The following is a 19,309-nucleotide window of genomic DNA, read 5'->3' as shown; positions in this document are numbered from 1 at the left end:
CCCTGTCCAATGTTTCCTATCTGATCTAGTGCCTTCAGTGGTTCAATAGTCCTAGAGCATCTTAGCTTAAGGAAGAGAAGAGTAAGGGAAAGATAGAGAAGGATGAGGAAAGTGATAGGGGCTTGGGAGAGTGGGTCAGAGTTTGACGTTAGGTTTTGATACGAAAAGTACAATCGATTACCATATGACGTTTAGCATGTTGTTCGACATCAAGTAACAATATTCGGGTGGTGCCAGGCACTATTAAAGAAGCTGATTCACCAACATCCTAAATTCCTCTGCAATCTCTTTATTCGTACTATAATAAAATGTATTCCGCTCATCCTTGATATGAATATTCACTAATCCAGCTCCTCTTAAAATCGAAAGGTGGTGATGGATATTGCCTTTTGCCATCCCGATTTCAGAAACAATATCTGTGAACGTATGGGACTCGTATGAAAGAAATTCGAGGATTTTTAATCGCTTATCGTCACCAAGTGCTTTCGTGAAAAGGAGCAGTTCACTTCGTTTCTTTTTAGGATCCTTCACAGAATAAGTAATATAAAGCGTATCTTTCAAATGATCGATCAAGGCCATCGGTTGAATGTGGAGAGACGGGATTAAGCATACGTTCTGAACGATTTCCGACTCCACCACAAAACGACTAGCTTGCAAAACCACTTCCTCACCGGATTCTTCTTCTAGCATCTTTCGTTTACTCTCTGCATCTGCCATTAATCGCTCCAAAACTCCCTCGCGATGAAACTGAAAATATTCGTTGTTCCATTCCTTTAGAAGCTTAATCGACCGATCTCGCTGCTCTAATAAATTTGTAGGCAACGTCATATGATCGTCGAGCGAAGAAGCGATCCGCTCAAACAACTCCCCGGCTGACATATTCCCTAACCACTCAATAAAAGAATCGATGTCATGCTTATAAGGAGATTGTTCAATGAACAGCACGAGTAAGTCTTCAAAGAATAGGTTCTCTTTTGATGCGATCGCCTCTTTCAATTCAAGGGAAAGCGATTCTTCTACTTCGCCGGGCCACTTAGAACCAAGATCTAAATATTTCATAAGGGTTTGTCTTTTATATAAAGAAAAGCTTAACAAAAGCTCATGTACTGGGGAGGCTAGCACACTAACGTTATAAGACATAAAAATTCCTCCGATCACTCAACTTTTTTATTAGCTTAACATAATGAGTTCTAAATTAGAATAATCTAAATTATTTATACTAACTCATTGACTAGATGTGTTAGTTCAATTAATATTGAACTAATTCAAAAGGTGGGAGGTTTTTACAATAACATTCATTGAACTGCAAAGACAGGTAATTGATCTTGTTGAAAAGAAAGCCAATAAGGAAGCTTTTACGTTAATGGAAGAAGCAAAAGAAAAGTTCCCTCAGAAACGCGACCGTTTAGGACACTGGATCGCAAGCTTGTACGTCTTAGAAGGAAAACATCAGGAGGCACTGGCCGAATTGCAAGATGTGATCGAGCATGGCTTATGGTGGAATCCAGAAATTTTATCAGCAGATCCAGATTTAAGCACACTAAAACCCTATGCTGAGTTTAAAACGATTTTGCTAGAATGCCAGCGAATGTATGAAACTGAAAAAGAATCTGCTCATGCGCTTTACACAACTCTAGGTAACCAGGAGGCAGAGACGGTTCTCTTCCCACTGCACTGGAAAGGATCGAATATCGAAGAGTTTTCCAAACAGTGGGCTGATCCCGGAATCACGAACCATTACTTTATGGGTTTTCCTCAATCCTCTCAACTTTTCAGCTATCAGTGCTATTCATGGGATGACCCAACCATCGCAATAAATGATGTGAGAACGACCTATCAATCGTTCAGTCAACAGCATCATCTTGCTGAAAAAGTTCCCATCATCACAGGAGCTTCTCAAGGCGGGAATATCGCAGCTCAAATGAGTTTGCGAGCTGATGTGGAAGAGTTTCACTATTTTATTGCCATCGTTCCAGCTTTCGACCTAGCGTTATTGAAAGAAACGCTCACAAAACAACTAGACCCTTTTGTAAAAGGCTTCATCATGACAGGTGATCAAGATCCTTTCTATGAAACTGTATTAGAAGCGGTTCAACTTTTTGAAGCCTATCAGATTCCATGCCAACTCATTGTAAAAGAAGGGATGGGCCACGTTTTTCCAGCTGACTTCCCAGTTGTGTTAGAAGAGGCAGTTCAGTATGTGACAGAACAGGATACAAAGAAGGATTAATTGGAAAATGAAACCAAATTACTTGAGGATCGTACTAGTAAGAGAGTGTGAAAATCGAAGGGGAGATTGAAAATGAAGTCAGGCTTATTCTCAAAACCCTACTGGATCGTCAATTTTCTCGGCCTCTTACTGTTTGTCTTAATCGGCATGATCCTTGTAAGGAACGATGATCTTACGCCGTTTACAATCATTGCGGTTTGCTATGGTTTTATCATGTTCATAGGGAATTCATTGTACCGCTCGTATCGGAAGTAAGAGGCGCTACTTATCTAAAAAAGGTGTTTGTTAACTAATGAAAAAAAGCTGGGTCCTATCAATAGTCATGACGGTCGGAATCATCTTCCTATTAATGATCTCAACCTCTAAAAACATTTTAGAAGAACTGAAGCTCGGGCTCGATTTACAAGGTGGCTTTGAAATCCTCTATGAAGTACAGGACCCTTACGAAAAGAGCAGCGAATCAAAGGAAGAGCTTGTGTCGCAAACGGCTTCTCTCATTAGCGATCGTATTAATGTACTTGGAATTAATGAGCCAGTTATTACAACGGAAGATGAAAAGCGCATTCGCATTCAAGTGCCAGGAGTGAAAGATCAGGAAGAAGCGCGTGAGTTTATTTCCATAGGAGGAAACATTTCAATACGAGATACAGCTAACAATCTTGTGTTTTCTTCATCAGATTTCTCTTCGGTAGGGTTGGCGCAATCCACAGCGGATACCGCTCAAGTTGTTACCATTGACTTTAGTGATGCCATTAATTTGAAAAACGTCTCACAAAAATATGAAAAGCAACATCTTGTTGTCTGGCTTGATTACGTGTCGGGAGACTCTTATCAAAAGGAGAAAGACAAAGAAGATTCAAAGATTATTTTTGATGGTAGGTTAGATAAAGCTCTTTCAAATAAAGGAGGAATGGCGCTCTCTAGCGATTTTTCTCCTGAGGAAGCAAAGTTGCTATCAAAAGTGCTTATCACGGGCAATCTCCCTGCTCCATTAGAAGAAATTTCTTCCCAATCTGTCAGCGGTCAGCTTGGTGACCAGGCGTTACAAAATACGGTGAAAGCTGGCGTTCTAGCACTATTTCTTGTTTTTCTGTTCATGATTTGGCGCTATCACTGGCTTGGACTTGTTTCAATCATCTGTATGGTTAGTTATCTTTACCTTGCGATCGGTATTTTCGTTTTTGTAGAAGGGGTTCTAACGTTAACAGGGCTTGCCGCCTTCATTCTTGGTCTCGGTATGGCAGTTGATGCAACCATTCTTACGTTTGAGCGCCTGAAAGAATATGAAACACCTGCTCCATTGTTAAAGAAGATCATGTTTGCTTCAAATCGTACCTTTAAGACGATAGCTGATGCGCATCTTACCACATTAATTGCTGCCGCAGGGCTATTTATTTTTGGAGTTGGTAGTGTGAAGGGGTTCGCGACTATGCTCTTAATCAGCAGTTTTGCGGGGTTCTTAACATGCTATGCTTTGTTAAGATTACTACTCTATATGATTGGCGAAGCGAGAGTTGTAGAATGGCAAACCCGACACCACAAATAAGAAAAAAGTCTCCCAGTATTACTGGGAAGACTTTGTTTCATCCTGATTATCAACTTCATCATCAACTTCAACTTGCAACACTTCACCGCTCATCCCATCAATTTCAACCTCTGTTTCACCAGCATCTGTTTTGATGTCGAACTCATAAACAATCGTTCCGTTTTCTTTCTCAACATCTTTCTCGGTTACTTTTCCTGCCACTTCTTCTGTGGCAATCTTTTCAGCTTCCGCTTCTGAAATCTTCGCTTCTTCGATTAGTTTGCTTTCATTGTTGTTGGCTGAAGCAAGCACATTCTCCATCCCATCTGTTCCCTGGTAAAGAAAAGCACCTCCAGCAAGTCCTAGTGCAGTACCGCCAACGATAAGTGTTTTTTTGAATTTCATCCTGTTTCCTCCTTTATTTTGTATGACATCCTCTATGATAAGGAAAGAGTCTAATAAAAAAAGGACAGCGGCATGAGAAAATAATGAGCATTCTCTCATGAAATTCTCATTTTTCTATTGAGATGAGGGTAGGTACAATAGAGGAAAGAGGTGAAGAGCGTGGAGAAGGAATCCATTCTTATTGTTGAAGATGAAGTGAATGTTATTCAATTTATGCAGTTAGAGCTTGAACACGAAGGATACGAGGTGACAACGGCGAAAGATGGCGAGGAAGCCATGGCTCGATTTCAAGAAAAGGAATGGAGCGTCATTCTTCTTGATTGGATGCTTCCGAAGCTTGATGGGCTTGAAGTGTGCAGAAGGATTCGAAAAACGAGTCAGGTACCGATTATTATCTTAACCGCAAGAGATTATGTGGGAGATAAAATTCTTGGGCTTGATCGTGGCGCAGATGATTACATTACGAAGCCGTTTGAAATCGAAGAACTGCTCGCAAGGATACGTGCGGTGTTAAGACGGGCTCGGGCAGGTGAGAAAGAAGAAGATAAGATCGTCGTTGAGAATCTTGAAGTCAATTTAAAAAGTCGTCGCGTTATTCGGGAGGGTAACGAGATTGAACTGACGCAGCGTGAATTTGATTTGCTTGTTTTTCTCATGAAGCATGAAGGGGAGGCACTCAGTCGTGAATGGCTTCTTTCCGCTGTTTGGGGGTATGATTTTGTTGGAGAAACGAATGTCGTCGATGTCTACATTCGCTATCTACGAAACAAATTGGATCGCGACTACGAGCCGACGCTTATTCATACCGTTAGAGGGATTGGCTATATCCTACGTTCCTCATAAAGTAAGGAATGGGAGGTTAAGTTTATGAGAAGACGGCAAAGTCAATCACTGTTAAAACAATTTACCGCCTGGTATGTGTGGCAGTTCATTATTGCTTTGATCATTATTGGTCTTGTTGTCCTTGGTTCGATTGGATATTTCTTACTTGAAGCGACACGGGATGAGGTCGAAGTGATTGAAGAACAGCTGGTAAATGCTACAGACGAAAGCGATGTTCAGAAGGCGCTTGAAGAAGTGCTGTATCCTGACAATACGGATTATGATGTTGAAATTCGTCAAGGGGGAAGAATCCTTGCACAAGTAGGAGAAGAGGAAGAGCTTGATTCGAATGATGAACTAATTGTCCCCATGTTTGATCAATATATTTGGAACAAAGAAGAAGGATTATTTTATAAACAGGAAACACCATTCTCGAGTGGCGTTATTCATATGAAAGTTCCTCTTGAAGATGAGCTTGAATTTCTTCAGCTGATCTTTACCGTTCTACTTGTTACGGGACTGGTTAGCATTTTGCTGGGATCCATCCTTATCTACCAATTTACAAAGAAAAGACTGCGTCCGCTTCTGAAGATTACAAGTGAAGTGGGTCGAATGAAGGGATCATCTGATTTACAAAAGCGGATTGCGGAACCCGACAACCCGAAAGAATTAAAGGAGCTTGCGAGTACGTTCAACCAGCTTCTTCAACAGGTAGAGGAGCAGTTTGAAAGAGAAAAGCGTTTTGTCTCGAATGCTTCCCATGAATTAAGAACGCCATTAACAGCATTTCGCGGTCACTTAAATTTAATTAAAAGATGGGGGAAAGATGACCCCGCTGTTTTAGAATCATCGCTACAAGCATTGGATGATGAAAGTAGCCGCATGAAGCACATTTTAGAACAGATGCTTACTATTGCAAGAAATGAACATCAGAAAACAACGCTCGAAAAGATGGATTTAACAGAAGTTGTGGATCATGTCGTCAGTCAATTTGAATCTCGTTTACATGTACCCATTACCGCAAAACTTGAGCAAATTAAGGTATCAGGTGATCGTGAACAGCTCAGACAAGTGGTGGTTATTTTATTGGAGAATGCTCAGAGATACACAATGGAAGGCAGCATTACCGTTGATTTAAAAGAGATAGAAGACAAGGTGACGTTAAGTATCTCGGATACAGGGATTGGCATTCCACGTAACGAGCTTCCGAAGATTTTTTCTCGCTTTTACCGTGTAGACAAAAACCGTTCACGAGAAACAGGGGGAACGGGACTTGGTCTATCGATCGCGAAGGAAATCGTCGAGAATCATCATGGAACGATTGAAGTAGCAAGTGAAGAAGGGATCGGCAGTACCTTTACTGTATCATTACCCGCGATTTTAAGTGAAAGCTGACGCGTCATCTGTATAGGAAATTAATCCATTGGATAAATATGTTAAAATAATTCCGTGTACGTTTTGTAGGAAATTTCTCGAAAGGAGTTGGAGAAGTGTCAATCTTTCTAGCCCTATTGCCATTACTTTTTTGGATAGGCGTTGCGGTAGCTATCATTTATTTCATCGTTAGAAAAGTAAAACGATCACGAAGAGCGCTTGAAGAACGTATTGAAGTTTTGGAAAAAAATCAAGCCGCGGTAAAAGAGAAGAGTGAATTTTAAGGCCGTCCTTGTTCCAATAAGTATCCAGGTGCTTACTTTTGCGAACCTCCTTATCGGGATATTCTCTCAAATCTTCTTGATTTCTGAGGTGTAATTTTTTCTTCTACTTATTTTTTGATAATGGTTATTGGGGATATACGCCGACCATTATTGAAAGAAGAGAAGACAAAACGGCCGCCAACATCCATGATCATGAGCGCTGCATTTATGCTCGTAAGCTTTCTCTCTTGGGAGGAAGCTTTTTCACATCTATTCGCAACTGATCAAAAGAAGGTGCCTCCCCCTCTTTATCGAAACAGTATAAAGGATACTTACAACTCCACAAGGAGGTAACCAATGAAAGCAAAACAGGCCCTTATCATTGTAGATGTTCAGAAAGCATTCGAGGATCCAAAATGGGGTGAGCGAAACAACCCTCAAGCAGAAGAAAAGATACGAAAGCTGTTAGACACCTGGAGAGCGAACGGAGATCACGTTATTTTTATTCAACATCGTTCAGATGACCCATCATCTGTTTTCTACCACGGCCAACAAGGATACGAAATCAAGGACATTGTGAAGCCTGAGCCAGGAGAAACCATTTTCACGAAAAAAGTAAACAGTGCTTTTATCGGGACGAATCTAGAAACCTATCTTCATGAACATGCCTTAACTGAAGTGGTGATCACAGGGCTCACGACGGCACACTGCGTGTCGACCACAACGAGAATGAGTGGTAATTTAGGGTTTCAAACGTACTTAATCTCAGACGCAACCGCAGCGTATGGCTTAACCGATCAAACGGGTCACTACTATGATCCTGAACAGGTACATGCGCTCACATTAGCAACCTTACATAAAGAATTTGCGACAGTCGTAACGACGGAAGAGCTGTTGCGGCTAAGGAGTTATGGAAATGCTGATCACACGCCAAGGTTCAACGGGTAAGCAAGAGATTGAGAATATGCTCTACCACTATAACCTCCGTCACTTCCCAGAGGATTTGCATAATCGATACGAAGAATTGAATTTGTATTTGCAGGATGAACAAAACGTCATTCGCGGTGGGCTGCTTGCTGAAATTTGTTGGAACTGGCTTGAAATTCATACGCTTATGGTGGATGAGGAACTTCGACATAATGGCTATGGTCATAAGCTCTTGGAAGAGGCTGAAAGAATCGCTCGTCAAAAAGAGTGTGATTTTATAAAGGTGGATACATTAAGTTTTCAGGCGCTCTCTTTCTATGAAAAGCAGGGATATAAGGTATATGGTCGCCTTGAAGGAGTAGGACGAGAATTTGAACCCTATTATTTGTAGAAAGACTTGAAGAGGTGAAGCGAGTGAGTGCTATTCCGATTGAAACGCCTTATTTTACGTTTCATAGATTGAAAGAAGGCGTTTATGCAGCTGTTGCAAAAGAGGGACAGGGAGCCTGGAGCAATGCAGGGGTTGTAGACCTTGGAGAAGAGCTGCTTATCTTTGATGCTTTCTCAACGCCTGCAGCAGCACGTGAATTAAGGAAATTAGCAGAGCAAGTCACAGGAAAAGAAACGCGCTACCTGTTGAACAGCCACTATCATGGCGATCATGTTTTTGGTAACCAGGCTTTTGAGGATGCGGAGATTATTTCCACGTCCACTACACGCGAATTAAGCAAAACTCATCATGTGATTGGTAACCTTGAAGCGGAGCAGGAAGAGACAAAGCAGTATTTAGAAGCGTTAAAGAAACAAATGGAAGTGGCCAAAACCCCCGCGCAACACATCAGCTTATCCAATCAATATGATGAAATGGCGAAAGTATTGGCTGCGTTACCTGAGCTTACTATTGTTTTACCGACTCTTACCTTTGAAAAGAAACTGACGCTACACGGGCCTGCACGGAAGGTTGAGTTCATTTGTTTGGGCGGTGCCCATACTCCAAGTGACGCTTTTTTATACTTGCCGGATGACAGGATCGCTTTTATGGGAGATCTTGTGACCGAAGAACTTCACGTTCCTATTTATCATCCCGAGAGTTTCGTATCTATTTTAAACGACGTAATAAAATTAGAAGTGGAGACAATCCTTCCAGGTCACGGAAAGATTAGTGGAACCTCTCTGTTCGAAACACAGAAGAACTACATATCTTATTTGATTGGCGAAACGAAAAAAGCACTAAAGAACGAGATGGCATTAGACGACTTTAAAGCTCAGTTCCAATTGCCTCCTTCCTACGAACATTGGAAAGGCATAAAGGGAGTCGAAGGGAATTTATCAATGCTCTATCACCACTATCACGATTAGAAAGGTGTTTTCATGATTAAAGGAATCAATCATTTTTTATTTTCGGTATCCGACCTTGAGCGATCGAATGCCTTTTATCAAAAGGTGTTTGATGCAAAATTACTTGTAAAAGGAAGACGAACCGCCTACTTCGATTTAAATGGGTTATGGCTTGCGCTTAATGAGGAGAAGGACATTCCGAGAAAAGAGATTGAACAGTCTTATACGCATACTGCTTTTACGATTAGGAAAGAAGACATGGAGAAAGTGACACAGAAACTAGAAGATCTTCACGTAAACATTCTCGAAGGTCGAGAGCGTGATAAACGTGACAAGCAATCGATTTATTTTACAGATCCGGATGGTCACAAGTTTGAATTTCACACGGGAACATTAGAAGATCGGTTGAACTATTATCGTGAAGAAAAACACCATATGACTTTTTATGAATCATAAATTTTGTAGTTTAGAAGGTGTAGGTGTGTTCAGGTATGAAAATGGATGCAATTCCAACTCTCCCGTGGATAAAAAAAGGAGATCATATTGGCGAAATCATTGCCAATGCTGTGACACGTACGGAAGTTTCATTAGAGGATGGTGACATTTTGTGCGTCGCTTCAAAAGTCATTTCAACCGCAGAAGGACGAGAGGTGTTGCTCAGCAATGTTACGGCTGGAGAAGTGGCTAAGCGTATCCATACAAAAGTCCCGAGAAAAGATGCAAGAGTGATTCAAAAAATGATTGATGTGACAGAAGATCCATCAGGTCATCAACTTGAAGTTTTTCATGATTATATCGGAGCCTGGTTACCAAATGGAATGCGGTTAACGAGTGGAGGAATCGATAAAATTGATGCCGAAACCATTATGCTTTTGCCTGAGGATGCTGATAAGAGTGCCCGGGAAATTGGGGAAACGATCCAACGAATGTGTAACGTAACGGTAGGTGTCGTGATAACCGATAGTGATGGTCGAATTGAAAAGAAGGGAGCCACTCAGATTGCGATTGGTTTGTATGGCGTTCCGGCTTTAAGGAGCAGTGAAACAATTGATTCACTGACAGGTGAGGTGAAGCAATCTGTGGAAACGTTTTGTGACCTTCTAGCCGGTGCAGCAGCTCTCATTATGGGACAGCGGGGAACAAACAGGCCGGTTGTCAAAATTAGCGGTGTATCCTATACATTTAATGCTGAAAGCACGATTCAAGATTCGCTTAGTAGGGCGCCGAACTAAATCTTAAATAGAGTAGGCAATGTGTTGAAACTTGGCGGATTTCCTGGTTTAGTAACTCACTAAAAAGGAATATACAGTACATGGAACAGGGTCGTTGGAGTAACGATGTTAAGTTACTCCAGGATAACACAGGAGGCAATACTATGAACGTATTAAAAGAGCAATATGAGTTAGTTAAACAAACGCGTAAGGTTCTCTTTCATTTTTGCGAAAAAATGGAACAAGAGGATTATTTGAAAGAAGTAGATGGGTACGGCTGGGGCTCCATTCGTAACCTTCATGTCCATGTCGCCGAATGCTACCAAAGCTGGATCGGTCGCTTTGCTCTTGAAACTGGCGAACCCAAAGTGAAAGCATCAGATGTGACAGACGTAAATGAAATGAGAACGCTCTTTGAACGAGTCGATCAGCTTGTTTTTCGTTTTCTAGACGGATATGATGAGCGCTTTGATGAGAAAATCAGTCGCAAAGTATCCTGGCAGGAAGAGGAAGAAGAACTTTCACCGCTCTGGTTACTGACACATACCATTACACATGAATTTCATCATAAAGGCCAAATTGTGACGCTTGCAAGAGCACTTGGTTATGAGCCGGTCGACACGGACCTGTTAACTCCCTCTGATATTAATTGTTATTTAGACTATCCTGAGAAGGGTTAGTTATTATTAGATACACACAAGGCGACTTCCCAAAAAGTCGTCTTTTTAAATGTAACATTTCCTTATTATTGGAAAATGATCTGACGCGTAATGAAATAAATGGTAAAATTAAGGTGTGGAGGAGAGGTGCCATGAAATGGATAACAATTGTTTTTCTATGTTTGGTTGGAAGTGTTTTACTTGGTATCTCCATTGAAAGCTTTGGAGAAGCAGGCAATTTGGTTATGCGTTTTGTAGGAATTATGAGTTTAATCGCATGTTTCCGTGTAGCGACACAAAATAAAAATACGGTTAAGGAGAAATAAGATGATCATAGGGGCGAGTGTGCATTTAGGGGATCTTATCTTTCAACTTGTTTCATTTGTCTTACTACTTGGGGTGATCGCAGGAGTGGTGTTTTTAATCATTCGTTTGAAAAAGAGAAACTCGAAATTGGATCGTGTTGAACAAAAGGTCGACCAACTCTTAGAAAGGAACAAGTCCCAGCCTGATTGATGGGAGGAATGACGTATCTTACATAAAAGTTTAGAAGGGGTCTTTCTACTGATTTTAACGTTGTTACTAATCAATGATTATTTTCCAACGGATGGTTTAAATGGCCTTTTCCCACAAAGGATTCTTTTCTTGTTACTAATTGGAACTGTTCTCGTGCTTGCCCTTGTTAAAACGACGAATAATGAGAGTGAAAAAAGTTCATTTCAGTGGCACCTCTTTTTCCTAATCTATGTTTTTCTCCTTATCGCTTGCCTGGAATGGACAGGTGGGGAATCGACAGTGGGGATTTCATTGAAAGATCCTCTTTTCTGGATGGTTTCCTGTATCGCACTAATTCAACTAGGAATTCAGTGGAAAAAGATCTATGGGGAGGGATGAAATGAAAAAAACACAAATCATTATAGCGGTCCCTTCGAGTCTACTCTTAGTTATTTCTATGATAACCAGCTATAAAGCGGGGCTTTTTATCGCAATGGCTGGTCTTTTTGTTGCCCTTTTACTGAGACAAATTCGACTATGGAAGTATCGAGCGATTCTTGACCATCCGAGTCGGCGGTATGATGGGGAAGTAGAAGAAGAGATTGGTAATGGAGATGCGGAGGAGTAGGATTTCAGTGTTGGAGGTGGTGAAATGAGTCAAAAGCAGAGATTGGCCCTAGGTGTCGGAATCGGTATTGCGATAGCGGTTGGTTTTAATGTTGGACAAGCCGTGACTAATCACACTGTCATAAGTATAGTGTTTGCTTTAGCTGCGGGATTACTGGCCAGAGTGGTTGGTCAGCTTATCATTAAAAAATGAGCTTAAGGAGCTGAGGATGAAAGGGAATAGATGGTCAAAGAAGAGTGGAAAGATTGTAAGAGGGCTGATTTATGCAGCGCTCTTTATTGGAGCTATTCAATTTTGGTTTGATCGGGATCCTTTTAATGATTATGTTGGTTATGGATTCTTACTTATGTTTTGGTTCATACGAATGGTCCATAGCGGGATGAGGAATCTGAACGATGGCTACCCAAATCATGCGATGTTGGATTTTGGCCTGGCGATAATGAGCGGTCTAGCTGTTCTGGCAGTATGGACGACTTATTTCATCGGTTTCTAAGCATGGTGCAAAAGATGGAGACTAATCCATTCTTACCCTTTTCTGTATGGTTTCGCTTACAAATGTTTACACTTATTTCTTCCGTGGTATCTCAATAAAACAGCATTATTAAGCTAACCATTATGGAAGAAAAAAGGAGAGATACATCGTGAGCAAAAACGGACAACCAAAACAAACGCAGGCAGAGCAACCCGGTATTGAATCGCAAATGACGCCAAGGCCGAATCAACCGCATGAATACATAGGCAGTCACAAACTTGAGAACAAAGTGGCGCTCATCACTGGTGGGGACAGCGGCATTGGTCGCGCAGTGGCCATCGCCTATGCGAAAGAAGGCGCAAATGTTGCGATCAACTATCTTGAGAAAGAACAAAGTGACGCGGACGAAACAAAGAAATTTGTTGAGAAAGAAGGCGTCAAATGTCTCTTGATTCCAGGAGATGTATCAGAGGAGAAGGAATGTAAGGATTTAATTGACAAAACGCTTGATCACTTTGGAAAGCTCGACATCCTCGTGAATAACGCAGCGATTCAATTTCCAACAGAAAGTATTGAAGACATTTCTTATGAGCAGTGGGATCAAACGTTTAAAACAAATGTGTATTCCGTCTTCAATATGACGAAGTACGCGGTGCCTCATCTGGAAAAGGGAAGCTCGATTATTAATACAACATCGATTAATCCCTACACAGGAAATAAAGTGTTAATTGACTATACGTCAACAAAAGGTGCTATTGTAGCGTTTACGCGCAGTATGGCGGCGAACCTTGTGGATAAAGGCATTCGCGTGAACATGGTGGCACCGGGACCAATCTGGACACCGCTCATTCCATCTACGTTTGATGAAGATGCTGTGGCGGAATTTGGTACGGACAATCCCATGGGGCGCCCAGGTCAACCGTCTGAACTGTTTGGACCATACGTCTTATTAGCCTCTGATGACGGTTCTTACATGACTGGCCAGTGCATTCACGTGAATGGCGGAGACTTTATGTCCTCCTGATCACATGACGTGATCGGGTTGACCGTCGGAGTGGCCGTTTATTGGCCAAAACTGAGATATATTGGCCAAATTAAGATTTTATTGGCCAAATTCGAGATATATTGGCTAAAATCACATTTTATTGGCCATTCCGCGCTTTTACCCCAAAAAATGCTCCTTCATGGATCAGGGTTCATGAGGGAGCAGAATTCAGTTTGCACGATCAGTCAAACGATTTCTGCCTCCGCAGGAATCGTTTTTAATTTTCTAAAAGAAATCATATCGATTGTATTGGAAATGATGGTTTGCTAGAATCAAATGAACGTGTAACTAGAGAAGAGAAAGGTGTCACCATTTATGCTTCATAACCCAACAGGAAAAGAACGGATTGGACTCGCTTTACTACTAGGAATGCTCGGAATTATGGGGCCATTAAACATTGATATGTACCTTCCGAGTTTTCCAGGAATTGCGAGTGATTTACATGCGAGTGCCTCACTTGTGCAGCTTAGTTTAACAACCTGTCTCATCGGACTTGCGGTTGGACAGATTGTGATAGGTCCTTATAGTGATGCACAGGGAAGACGTAAGCCATTATTGATTTTTATTTTCTTATTTGCGGTTGCCTCCATTCTATGTGCAGTCGCACCGAACATTCTAACACTTGTGATTGCCCGTTTCCTTCAGGGCTTTACAGCATCAGCAGGTGTGGTGCTCTCACGTGCGGTTGTTCGTGATGTGTTCAGTGGAAGAGAGCTAACGAAGTTCTTCGCGCTGTTGATGGTGATCAATGCGACAGCACCAATGATCGCGCCAATCGCAGGTGGCGCGATTTTACTACTACCATTTGCGACGTGGAATACGATCTTTTATTTCCTTGGGATTCTGGGACTTATTATCGTAACGGTCATTGGCCTCCGACTACCAGAAACGTTACCGCCTGAAAAAAGGTTGCCAAGCACGGTAAAGCAATCGGTTCGCACGATGGGAAGCCTACTGAAAGACCGCTCCTTTATCGGCTATGCGTTAACGATTGGGTTTGTACACGGCGGTAGCTTCGCCTATGTTTCCGGAACGCCGTTCGTTTACCAGGGAATTTACAACGTTTCGCCGCAGTTGTTTAGTCTTTTATTTGGGATCAACGGGCTTGCGATTATTTCAGGAAGCTTTATGATCGGTAAGTTAAGTGCCTATTTTCATGAAAGAAGTTTGCTTCGAACCGCAGTCATTACGGCGGTCTCGGCAACGTCGTTCTTACTTGTTATGACGATTATTGAAGGGCCGCTTGCGACGCTCGTTATTCCAATCTTCATTTACATGACCGCAATGGGGATGGTGCTTACAAGTACGTTTACGCTTGCGATGGAAAAGCAAGGACACAGAGCAGGGAGTGCGAGTGCCGTTCTTGGCATGCTGCCACTGCTATTCGGTTCAATGGTTTCCCCGCTAGTTGGAATTGATGAATCAACCGCGGTTCCAATGGGGGCGATTCTCTTTACAACGTCTTCGATTGGTGCGGTTACATTCTTTACACTTACGAAAAAACATCGTAGTCAAGCGACTTCCTAGTGGGGGTCGCTTTTTTTGACTTGATCGGAAACTGATGTCAGTTGCTTTTCACATAGAGAATTAGATAGGATAAAATCAACTAACATAAGACAACTATAAGACTTATCCATAAATGAGGTCATGAAATGCAGAACAAGTTTACGATTGGACAAATGGCGAAGTTGTATCACATTCCCGTGAAAACATTAAGGTACTATGATGAAATCGGACTTTTCCAACCATTTGAAGTAGATAAACAAACAGGTTATCGCTATTATTGTTCCGAGCAGTTTCAAGTATTGGATACAATTTGGTATTTAAGAACAATGGGTGTGCCATTGAAAGAAATTAAGAAGAAAGTCGAGCATAGCACAGTCGATGACTTTATTCAGACATTAATGGAATATGAAAAAATAAATACAATGAAAATGAATGAATTGAGAAAGATGAATGAGAAATTGCAGGCGAAAATTAAAGAGCTTAAAGAGGCGAAGCAAATTCATATTGTCCATAAACCAACACTTTCATTTCTCCCAGAACGAAAAGTGATTGAAGTGAAAGGACAGTTTCAGTCTTTAAATGATATCGAAGACGTCCTTCGAAAGTTAAAGAAGAAGATCAATCACCTTACCCCTGTCATGGTAGGGAAAGTCGGATTAACAGTATCGGTTGAGCGAGTGAAGGAGGGAGATTTAAATGAATTTGAGGGTGTCTATATTTTCCTGGAGGAAAACACAGACATCACTCATGATCGTCTTGTTACGTTTCCAAAAGGCGCATATGTCACGATTCACACAAGAGATGAGGGGCGTAACCAATCCGATTATAATCGGATTTTATCCTACATGGACGAGGTGGGTTATGAACCATCGGGGCCATTTCTCCTTCGTCAAATCGTTGATTCTTTTATCTCCCATCAAGAAAACGAGCGGCTAACAGAAATTCAAATCCCCTTGAGAAAAAGAGGGGTGTAGAGGGATTAAATGATGAAGAGGATAGCAGTTCAGTTTGACCATCTTCTACGTGGTGGCATGTTTAAACTGAACTGATTTTTTAATTTAGCACTTATTCTTGACTCTACAGTTACTGGAGGGTTTATGCTTGTTTTCGTTGAAAAGACGAAAGGAGCCTCTTAAGCTATGAATCAAGCGAATGTCACAATAAATGAAACCACTACGAATCGCTATTTGTATCTGATGATCGTGATTTTAGGTGCGTTAAGTGCTTTTGGTCCATTAACGATTGATATGTATTTACCAGCTTTACCCGCTCTTTCGGGGGAGCTACACACGAGCGCCTCCCTAGCACAGCTAAGTTTAACGGCTTGTTTAATTGGGTTAGCGTTCGGCCAAATTGTAGTAGGCCCATACAGCGATATACATGGAAGAAGAAAACCGCTTGTTATGTCACTATTGCTTTATACTGTTGCTTCTCTTCTCTGTATCTTTACCACCTCAATTTGGACCTTAATTGGTTTACGTTTTATCCAGGGGTTGGCCGGTGCTGCAGGAATGGTCATTTCTCGTGCTAGTGTAAGAGATATGTTCTCAGGATCAGAGCTAACGAAATTTTTCTCCATGCTGATGTTAGTGAACGGTCTTGCACCCATTCTTGCACCTGTCGCAGGAGGGCAACTTCTTCAATTGATGTCCTGGAGAGGTGTGTTCGGCGTATTAGCGGTTATCGGAGCAGTGATGGTATTCGCTGTCATTTTTGGTTTAAAAGAAACCCTTCCAACGAACCAACGTAAAAGTGGTGGACTCAAAGAAGTGATCACAACGTTTGGGATGTTAGTAAAAGACCGTGTTTTTGTTGGTTATATGCTCGCACAGGGATTTGTGATGAGCGCGATGTTTGCCTATATTTCTGGCTCAACCTTCGTCCTTCAGGAGATTTACGGACTTTCTCCCCAAGCGTTTAGTCTTGTGTTTGCACTGAATGGATTGGGGATTATCATAGCTACTCAAGTAACAGGAAGATTATCAGGTAAAGTGAAGGATGCTACCTCGCTCGTATGTGGACTATTACTCGCACTTGTGAGCAGTCTGTTCTTGATTCTTCTTTTTGCAATGAATGCCCCGGTTGTATTTGTCTGCATCATGTTATTTTTCATTGTTTCTAGCGTTGGAATCGTCAATACGACCGTCTTTTCGCTTGCGATGGAGAATCAGTCGAGAAATGCGGGTAGCGCATCTGCCCTATTAGGATTACTACCCTTTCTACTCGGTGCAGCGGTAGCTCCGCTAGTAGGGCTTGGAGAAGGGGCATTGCCGATGGCGCTTGTGATCGCTGCGTGTGAGCTCATTGCGGTTGGTTCTTATTTTGTTCTAGTGCGAAAAAAGCACATTCGCTAGCTAACGGGTTGTGATGGTAAAAGAAGTGATTTCCTTTAAGGGAGGAAATCACTTCTTTTTCAATGGGGCATTTTTAGGAGAAGAAAGATTGTATTCAGTCAGGGAAAACTCTATAATTGATAATGGATCTCAATTGTGAAAGTGTCATTAAACTGATCTTGTTAGAGGGGGAATTTATTTGCTCAAACGCTTCTTTTCTTATTACCGGCCATATAAATGGTTATTCATTCTTGATTTCGTATCCGCCATCATTGTTGGCGTGTTGGAGCTTGCTTTTCCACTTGCGGTGAATCAGGTCATCGATCGGTTACTGCCCGAGGGAAATTGGGGCATCATTCTACTCGCTTGTGCAGGATTGCTCCTGATTTACTTAATCAATACCGGCCTGCATTTTATCGTTACTTACTGGGGGCATAAGCTCGGGATTAACATTGAAACCGATATGCGCCAGAAGCTGTTTACCCATATGCAAAAGCTATCATTTGGATACTATGATAATAGTAAAACGGGTCACAGCATCTCAAGGCTTACAAAAGATCTGGAGGAAATTGGTGAGGTAGCGCATCACGGCCCAGAGGATGTGTTCGTGGCAGTGATGACGCTTCTTGGTTCATTTGGATTAATGCTGATGATCAACTGGAAGCTTGCTGTACTTTCTTTCATAGTTATACCGCTGCTGATTATTCTCGCAATCTACTTTAATAAAAAGATGACAAAAACGTTTAGGCGTATGTTTCAGGATGTCGCAGAAATTAATTCGCGCGTAGAAGATAGCATCGGGGGGATTCGCGTCGTTCAGGCGTTTGCGAACGAACATCATGAACAAGAAAAGTTTCGTGCTAACAATGAGAGCTATCGCTCAACAAAGCTTCAATCGTATAAAATCATGGCGCAGAACGTGATGTCGAACTATCTCTTAATGAGAGTCGTTACGCTGTTTACGCTGCTGTTCGGTACCTATTTCGTGATTTCAGGAGAGCTCACGTACGGAGAGTTCGTTGCATTCATCTTATTATCGAACATTCTCATCGGGCCGATTCAGAAAATTAATGCTGTCATTGAGAGCTATCCGAAAGGGATTGCTGGATTTAAGCGGTATACGGAGATTATCGATACCAATCCAGATATTCAAGATTCAGAAGATGCGATTGAAATGGCGCTGAGTGGAGAGATTCGCTATCAAAATGTTTCGTTTGGGTATGAGGGCTACGCGCCTGTGTTAAATCAAATCAACTTATCCATACAGCCTGGTGAAACGGTGGCATTTGTAGGACCATCCGGAGCGGGCAAAACAACATTATGTAGTTTATTGCCTCGCTTTTATGAAATACAGGGCGGTGCAATAACGATAAATGGTATTGATGTGAGAGAACTGAAGCTATCTTCTCTCCGAAGTCAGATTGGAATCGTGCAGCAAGACGTTTTTCTATTCTCAGGAACGTTCCGCGAGAACATCGCTTATGGAAACCTTTCAGCTGGAGATGAAGAAATCCTTGAGGCCGCTCGGAAAGCAAAGCTAGATGAGTTTATTTATCGTCAGCCAGACGGGTTGGATACAGTGATTGGTGAAAGAGGTGTGAAGCTTTCTGGTGGGCAGAAACAGAGACTTGCCATCGCGCGCATGTTCTTGAAAAATCCACCGATTCTTATTTTAGATGAAGCCACTTCCGCACTCGACACTGAAACGGAAGTTGCCATTCAAAAATCACTTGAAGCGTTAACAGAAGGGCGTACGACGCTTGTGATTGCTCACCGTCTTGCTACGATTAAAAATGCTGATCGGATTATGGTTGTGACGAAGGACGGGATTGCCGAGCAAGGAAACCATCAGGAGCTTATTGAATCAAGCGGCATTTACAGCCGTCTGCATAAAGCCCAATTTGGGTGATAGATGAAACGATTCCTATTATATGTAGGGATCGTTTTTTATTTTCTGATCTATCGTATGTGGCGGCCCCCAAGATCTTCTAAAATAGATACAAATGAAGCATCTTGAGCTCTATTAGGCTCAGGCTTTTTTGTCTCCTAAATGAAAGTTCATTGCAACCATTTCCT

Annotated in this window: 25 protein-coding genes; 23 read left to right on the top strand and 2 right to left on the bottom strand. The window is 41.8% G+C overall.

Translation table 11 applies throughout. From position 1 onward, the window contains the following. Positions 1-243: 243 nt before the first annotated feature. Entirely contained in the window at positions 244-1,140 is an 897-nt protein-coding gene (locus PQ511_RS11285) for an ArsR/SmtB family transcription factor (protein WP_273852008.1), read from the bottom strand. A gap of 148 nt (positions 1,141-1,288) precedes the next feature. Between PQ511_RS11285 and PQ511_RS11280 the strand changes: the two genes are divergently transcribed. The 3 genes from PQ511_RS11280 to secD all read left to right on the top strand — a co-directional run bounded on the left by PQ511_RS11280 (position 1,289) and on the right by secD (position 3,776). Further along, entirely contained in the window at positions 1,289-2,230 is a 942-nt protein-coding gene (locus PQ511_RS11280; RefSeq protein WP_420541691.1) for an alpha/beta hydrolase, read from the top strand. 72 nt (positions 2,231-2,302) lie between these two features. After that, positions 2,303-2,485 (top strand): hypothetical protein, encoded by a 183-nt coding sequence (locus tag PQ511_RS11275; protein WP_273852006.1) that lies wholly within the window; start codon positions 2,303-2,305, stop codon positions 2,483-2,485. A gap of 37 nt (positions 2,486-2,522) precedes the next feature. Next, positions 2,523-3,776: a protein translocase subunit SecD gene (gene secD, locus PQ511_RS11270; protein ID WP_273852005.1), complete on the top strand. Its 1,254-nt coding sequence runs from the start codon at positions 2,523-2,525 to the stop codon at positions 3,774-3,776. An 18-nt stretch (positions 3,777-3,794) separates the two neighbouring features. Here the strand turns inward: secD and PQ511_RS11265 are convergent, their stop codons facing one another. Beyond that, positions 3,795-4,160, bottom strand: a complete 366-nt coding sequence (locus PQ511_RS11265) for a PepSY domain-containing protein (protein WP_273852004.1) — start codon at positions 4,158-4,160, stop codon at positions 3,795-3,797. Positions 4,161-4,319: 159 nt separating this feature from the next. On the opposite strand from PQ511_RS11265, the gene PQ511_RS11260 reads away from it, so the two are divergent. The 20 genes from PQ511_RS11260 to PQ511_RS11165 all read left to right on the top strand — a co-directional run bounded on the left by PQ511_RS11260 (position 4,320) and on the right by PQ511_RS11165 (position 19,142). Further along, positions 4,320-5,003, top strand: coding sequence for a response regulator transcription factor (locus PQ511_RS11260; protein ID WP_273852003.1), 684 nt, complete (start codon positions 4,320-4,322; stop codon positions 5,001-5,003). A 24-nt stretch (positions 5,004-5,027) separates the two neighbouring features. Next, on the top strand, positions 5,028-6,377 hold the full coding sequence (locus PQ511_RS11255) for a sensor histidine kinase (RefSeq protein ID WP_273852002.1): 1,350 nt from the start codon (positions 5,028-5,030) through the stop codon (positions 6,375-6,377). Positions 6,378-6,472: 95 nt separating this feature from the next. Then, the gene (locus PQ511_RS11250) at positions 6,473-6,640 is read left to right on the top strand and encodes a hypothetical protein (protein ID WP_273852001.1); all 168 of its coding nucleotides are present in this window, start codon (positions 6,473-6,475) and stop codon (positions 6,638-6,640) included. 336 nt (positions 6,641-6,976) lie between these two features. Beyond that, positions 6,977-7,567 carry a cysteine hydrolase family protein gene (locus PQ511_RS11245; protein ID WP_273852000.1) on the top strand — a complete coding sequence of 197 codons (591 nt, stop codon included), beginning with the start codon at positions 6,977-6,979 and terminating at the stop codon, positions 7,565-7,567. Next, the gene (locus PQ511_RS11240; RefSeq protein ID WP_273851999.1) at positions 7,530-7,937 is read left to right on the top strand and encodes a GNAT family N-acetyltransferase; all 408 of its coding nucleotides are present in this window, start codon (positions 7,530-7,532) and stop codon (positions 7,935-7,937) included. The genes PQ511_RS11245 and PQ511_RS11240 overlap by 38 nt, the downstream gene beginning before the upstream one ends. 23 nt (positions 7,938-7,960) lie before the next feature. Next, on the top strand, positions 7,961-8,905 hold the full coding sequence (locus tag PQ511_RS11235; RefSeq protein WP_273851998.1) for an MBL fold metallo-hydrolase: 945 nt from the start codon (positions 7,961-7,963) through the stop codon (positions 8,903-8,905). A 12-nt stretch (positions 8,906-8,917) separates the two neighbouring features. Next, complete coding sequence (gene fosB / locus PQ511_RS11230; RefSeq protein WP_273851997.1) at positions 8,918-9,340, top strand: metallothiol transferase FosB; 423 nt, start codon at positions 8,918-8,920, stop codon at positions 9,338-9,340. A gap of 35 nt (positions 9,341-9,375) precedes the next feature. Then, positions 9,376-10,116: a coenzyme F420-0:L-glutamate ligase gene (locus tag PQ511_RS11225; RefSeq protein WP_273851996.1), complete on the top strand. Its 741-nt coding sequence runs from the start codon at positions 9,376-9,378 to the stop codon at positions 10,114-10,116. 143 nt (positions 10,117-10,259) lie between these two features. Beyond that, entirely contained in the window at positions 10,260-10,775 is a 516-nt protein-coding gene (locus PQ511_RS11220; RefSeq protein WP_273851995.1) for a DinB family protein, read from the top strand. A 131-nt stretch (positions 10,776-10,906) separates the two neighbouring features. Continuing rightward, positions 10,907-11,080, top strand: coding sequence for a hypothetical protein (locus PQ511_RS11215; protein ID WP_273851994.1), 174 nt, complete (start codon positions 10,907-10,909; stop codon positions 11,078-11,080). 1 nt (position 11,081) lies between these two features. After that, positions 11,082-11,270 carry a DUF4083 family protein gene (locus PQ511_RS11210; protein ID WP_273851993.1) on the top strand — a complete coding sequence of 63 codons (189 nt, stop codon included), beginning with the start codon at positions 11,082-11,084 and terminating at the stop codon, positions 11,268-11,270. A 129-nt stretch (positions 11,271-11,399) separates the two neighbouring features. Beyond that, positions 11,400-11,648: a hypothetical protein gene (locus PQ511_RS11205; RefSeq protein WP_273851992.1), complete on the top strand. Its 249-nt coding sequence runs from the start codon at positions 11,400-11,402 to the stop codon at positions 11,646-11,648. Between the two features lies 1 nt (position 11,649). Then, entirely contained in the window at positions 11,650-11,877 is a 228-nt protein-coding gene (locus PQ511_RS11200) for a hypothetical protein (RefSeq protein ID WP_273851991.1), read from the top strand. A 24-nt stretch (positions 11,878-11,901) separates the two neighbouring features. After that, positions 11,902-12,069 carry a hypothetical protein gene (locus tag PQ511_RS11195; protein ID WP_273851990.1) on the top strand — a complete coding sequence of 56 codons (168 nt, stop codon included), beginning with the start codon at positions 11,902-11,904 and terminating at the stop codon, positions 12,067-12,069. Between the two features lie 16 nt (positions 12,070-12,085). Next, the gene (locus tag PQ511_RS11190; protein ID WP_273851989.1) at positions 12,086-12,370 is read left to right on the top strand and encodes a hypothetical protein; all 285 of its coding nucleotides are present in this window, start codon (positions 12,086-12,088) and stop codon (positions 12,368-12,370) included. Between the two features lie 148 nt (positions 12,371-12,518). Beyond that, positions 12,519-13,373 (top strand): SDR family oxidoreductase, encoded by an 855-nt coding sequence (locus tag PQ511_RS11185; protein WP_273851987.1) that lies wholly within the window; start codon positions 12,519-12,521, stop codon positions 13,371-13,373. 336 nt (positions 13,374-13,709) lie between these two features. Beyond that, a complete protein-coding gene (locus PQ511_RS11180; protein ID WP_273851986.1) occupies positions 13,710-14,921 on the top strand; it encodes a Bcr/CflA family efflux MFS transporter in 1,212 nt (403 codons plus the stop codon). A gap of 125 nt (positions 14,922-15,046) precedes the next feature. Beyond that, positions 15,047-15,874 (top strand): MerR family transcriptional regulator, encoded by an 828-nt coding sequence (locus PQ511_RS11175; protein ID WP_273851985.1) that lies wholly within the window; start codon positions 15,047-15,049, stop codon positions 15,872-15,874. Positions 15,875-16,039: 165 nt separating this feature from the next. Beyond that, positions 16,040-17,254 (top strand): multidrug effflux MFS transporter, encoded by a 1,215-nt coding sequence (locus tag PQ511_RS11170; protein WP_273851984.1) that lies wholly within the window; start codon positions 16,040-16,042, stop codon positions 17,252-17,254. Positions 17,255-17,432: 178 nt separating this feature from the next. Next, on the top strand, positions 17,433-19,142 hold the full coding sequence (locus tag PQ511_RS11165; protein ID WP_273851983.1) for an ABC transporter ATP-binding protein: 1,710 nt from the start codon (positions 17,433-17,435) through the stop codon (positions 19,140-19,142). Positions 19,143-19,309 lie beyond the last annotated feature (167 nt).

The organism is Guptibacillus spartinae (assembly GCF_028610625.1).
Lineage (GTDB): Bacteria > Bacillota > Bacilli > Bacillales > Guptibacillaceae > Guptibacillus > Guptibacillus spartinae.
Note: the sequence above shows the minus strand (reverse complement) of the source record. Positions and strands in the feature narration are given on the sequence as shown.

Bases quoted from the DNA above. Each gene is read 5' to 3' on its own strand.
- PQ511_RS11285 (WP_273852008.1), bottom strand. From the start codon at position 1,140: ATGTCTTATAACGTTAGTGTGCTAGCCTCCCCAGTACATGAGCTTTTG.
- PQ511_RS11275 (WP_273852006.1), top strand. From the start codon at position 2,303: ATGAAGTCAGGCTTATTCTCAAAACCCTACTGGATCGTCAATTTTCTC.
- secD (WP_273852005.1), top strand. From the start codon at position 2,523: ATGAAAAAAAGCTGGGTCCTATCAATAGTCATGACGGTCGGAATCATC.
- PQ511_RS11265 (WP_273852004.1), bottom strand. From the start codon at position 4,160: ATGAAATTCAAAAAAACACTTATCGTTGGCGGTACTGCACTAGGACTT.
- PQ511_RS11255 (WP_273852002.1), top strand. From the start codon at position 5,028: ATGAGAAGACGGCAAAGTCAATCACTGTTAAAACAATTTACCGCCTGG.
- PQ511_RS11245 (WP_273852000.1), top strand. From the start codon at position 6,977: ATGAAAGCAAAACAGGCCCTTATCATTGTAGATGTTCAGAAAGCATTC.
- PQ511_RS11240 (WP_273851999.1), top strand. From the start codon at position 7,530: ATGGAAATGCTGATCACACGCCAAGGTTCAACGGGTAAGCAAGAGATT.
- fosB (WP_273851997.1), top strand. From the start codon at position 8,918: ATGATTAAAGGAATCAATCATTTTTTATTTTCGGTATCCGACCTTGAG.
- PQ511_RS11225 (WP_273851996.1), top strand. From the start codon at position 9,376: ATGAAAATGGATGCAATTCCAACTCTCCCGTGGATAAAAAAAGGAGAT.
- PQ511_RS11220 (WP_273851995.1), top strand. From the start codon at position 10,260: ATGAACGTATTAAAAGAGCAATATGAGTTAGTTAAACAAACGCGTAAG.
- PQ511_RS11215 (WP_273851994.1), top strand. From the start codon at position 10,907: ATGAAATGGATAACAATTGTTTTTCTATGTTTGGTTGGAAGTGTTTTA.
- PQ511_RS11210 (WP_273851993.1), top strand. From the start codon at position 11,082: ATGATCATAGGGGCGAGTGTGCATTTAGGGGATCTTATCTTTCAACTT.
- PQ511_RS11200 (WP_273851991.1), top strand. From the start codon at position 11,650: ATGAAAAAAACACAAATCATTATAGCGGTCCCTTCGAGTCTACTCTTA.
- PQ511_RS11195 (WP_273851990.1), top strand. From the start codon at position 11,902: ATGAGTCAAAAGCAGAGATTGGCCCTAGGTGTCGGAATCGGTATTGCG.
- PQ511_RS11190 (WP_273851989.1), top strand. From the start codon at position 12,086: ATGAAAGGGAATAGATGGTCAAAGAAGAGTGGAAAGATTGTAAGAGGG.
- PQ511_RS11180 (WP_273851986.1), top strand. From the start codon at position 13,710: ATGCTTCATAACCCAACAGGAAAAGAACGGATTGGACTCGCTTTACTA.
- PQ511_RS11175 (WP_273851985.1), top strand. From the start codon at position 15,047: ATGCAGAACAAGTTTACGATTGGACAAATGGCGAAGTTGTATCACATT.
- PQ511_RS11170 (WP_273851984.1), top strand. From the start codon at position 16,040: ATGAATCAAGCGAATGTCACAATAAATGAAACCACTACGAATCGCTAT.